2 protein-coding genes are annotated in these 2,362 nt (G+C 44.8%); both read right to left on the bottom strand.

What is annotated here, in order from left to right; genetic code table 11:
* Positions 1 to 648, bottom strand: a 648-nt coding sequence (locus tag ACFIK6_RS09490; RefSeq protein WP_375677590.1) for a Bgr_08870 family protein, incomplete at its 3' end; no start/stop codon positions are given.
* Between the two features lie 13 nt (positions 649 to 661).
* Positions 662 to 2,362 (bottom strand): DUF4815 domain-containing protein (locus tag ACFIK6_RS09485; protein WP_375677589.1); only part of this gene is annotated, 1,701 nt, incomplete at its 5' end.

Here is a 2,362-nt window from a genome sequence, read left to right as displayed (position 1 = left end):
TGTTTCTGCTAAGATAGCTGCATCCACTTGTGATTTGGTATAAATAAGGTCACCATCTACTTTCAGCGGTCCTTTCAACATGCTTCCCGTTGCACTTAAACTTGTGACCACTTCACCATTATGGGTGAGATTAAACGACGAATTACCCAACAGTTCTAAACCACCATTTATAGTAACTTTACTGGTAAATTTATTATAACTTTGCCATTCATTTGGGCTTGTGAGGCGCCCATAGCTTGTGAGATCTTCGTTGATCTTAGCTCTAAAATCATCAAGCCCCACGATATCTTCGGTTTTATGTTGGTGTGCGCCTAATAGAGAGACAGCACTGCCAAAGGTGAAGTTATTATTGCTTGATTTATAGAGAACATAATTGTTGGCAGCATCTTTTGCGCCTTCGATATCGCTTAAATCAGCAAATGAGAAGGTTTTATCGGCTGCCATTTTGGCCTTCAGGGCTGCTTCAAGATCTGCAACATCACTTATGCTATGCGTGTGTTTTGAAGGCGCTTTTCCCTCTACCTTTTCCTCAACATCTGCAATGGCTTGATCAATTTTGGTCAAGTTTTCGCGCAAGATTGGGAATTCAGAACTGATAAAACGACCTTCTTTAGGCAATTCCATGTCGAGTTTTTTGGTTTTTGTCATCTCTGTTTTCCCCTCATAATATGCCGGCGCCAAAATCACTCACCATTGACCGTGCTGCTGGTCCACCAGTAAGCGTGAGTTTGAGGCGTGCTTGTTTGGCGCTTTTGTCGCTGCTCACAAATTTACGCTCTGTCCAAAGCGGCTCGGATAACTGCTCTGTTTCCTCTAATGTGAGAGGGGTGAAAGCACCATCATCCAGTTGCATCTCGAGTGTGAAGGTTGCACCGCCTGGTAAAAATGTTTTGATATAGTTCGTTAACCTTGCCTTTTCCCCAAAGGCAAAAGCACGGGTGACATAAGTGGCTTCCTTATGAATCTTCCCCGCAATCAATTGCACAGGAGCAAACAAGACGGGTGAGAGCTTTTCGGTGCCTTTGAGAATGGCGCGAAGCTTTACCTTTTCACTGATATATTCGGTAAGGCTTAGCAATTGAAAGGGTAGGAGTTGATAAATTGTGCCGTTGTTTCGTTCAATTTCAAAGATGACAGAACAATCGCTTGAAGGCAATTCAATGGCTGCACGGATTTGCAAATCAGAGCAGTCCACAAGATCAAAAGTGCCTAAATCGACAGTCTTTTCTGTTTGTGTATAACGTGCGGCTAGCACTCGAAAGGCTAAAGCCTCATCTTGATGAGCGGTCCAGCTTTGTGCGTTAACTGAAGAAAAGCGTGGACCGGTCACGTAAGGGTGGCTTGAGACGTATCTCTGGTGTTCTGCATCAAAATCCCCAAGTTTTGCTAAGGAGACAGAATGATCAGCATCATCTGTCTTGATAACGAAAGCCGTTAATCGGTCATCGGGAACTAACAGTGGTACATCATAGCGTGCCTCTGCCCACCCTAGCTTTGCATCCTTCATAGAATAAAAGCTTTGCGCTTGAATATCGGCGGTCGGATAACCGTTTTCAGTGGTGACCAAATCAATCACCAGATCATGGTTTTGATTACCGATTTTGCAAAGATGAAAGTCAATTCCTGTGATTTGCCGTGTTTCATCGGGGGTAAAGACCTGCGCTTGTGGGTCAAATTGCGTCCATATCTTCACCGTGGTGGTGCGCCGCATCACTTTCACATCAATCACACCTTGACCGGTAAAAAGCCCCGTTGCAATGGTTCCACCTTTTCCCCGTGCCACAACATTTTTTGTGCCAGCCGTGATGTTTTGTGGAATCTTAAAAGTGCCCTCAAGGGTGCCCTTGCTATCGGCAACAAGGCGGCTTGCTGGCAAAACATTCACACCATCAAAGGTGAGGCTTGCTAATTGTTCAAACTTGCCAAAACCTTCAATTTTAAAGGAAAGGGTAATTTGTCTTAAAAAATTGATTTGCTCTTGAGTTGCACTCACCAAATCATCACGCACTTCTGTGTTACGGATAGTTCTCCCACGGTTCCTGCCCATGATGATCTGATTGGTGACACCAGAGAGCCAATCGGTGCGCTGTTCATGCCAAAAGTCTGTCGCGGGTTCAAGGGTTACTGTACCAGGCAGGGGTGCAAAATTTTGATAGGGGTTGATTTTTTCGCAAGCCGTTGTCAACTCTTGCGCAATGATTACTTCATTTGTCCAGTCAAGCGTGACAGGCGCTTTTAAAGGAGCAGTATAGAATGTTGGATCAATGGCGAGCTGTAAAATGCCATTGCCTACAGCCCCCGTTTGTTGAAAGCCTTCATCTCTGTAACGATCATCAAGAAAGGGATCAGCGAACATGCCTTT

The organism is Bartonella sp. AS69XJJH (assembly GCF_042195585.1).
Classification (GTDB): Bacteria; Pseudomonadota; Alphaproteobacteria; order Rhizobiales; family Rhizobiaceae; genus Bartonella.
This window is presented reverse-complemented; position numbering and strand designations above follow the sequence as displayed.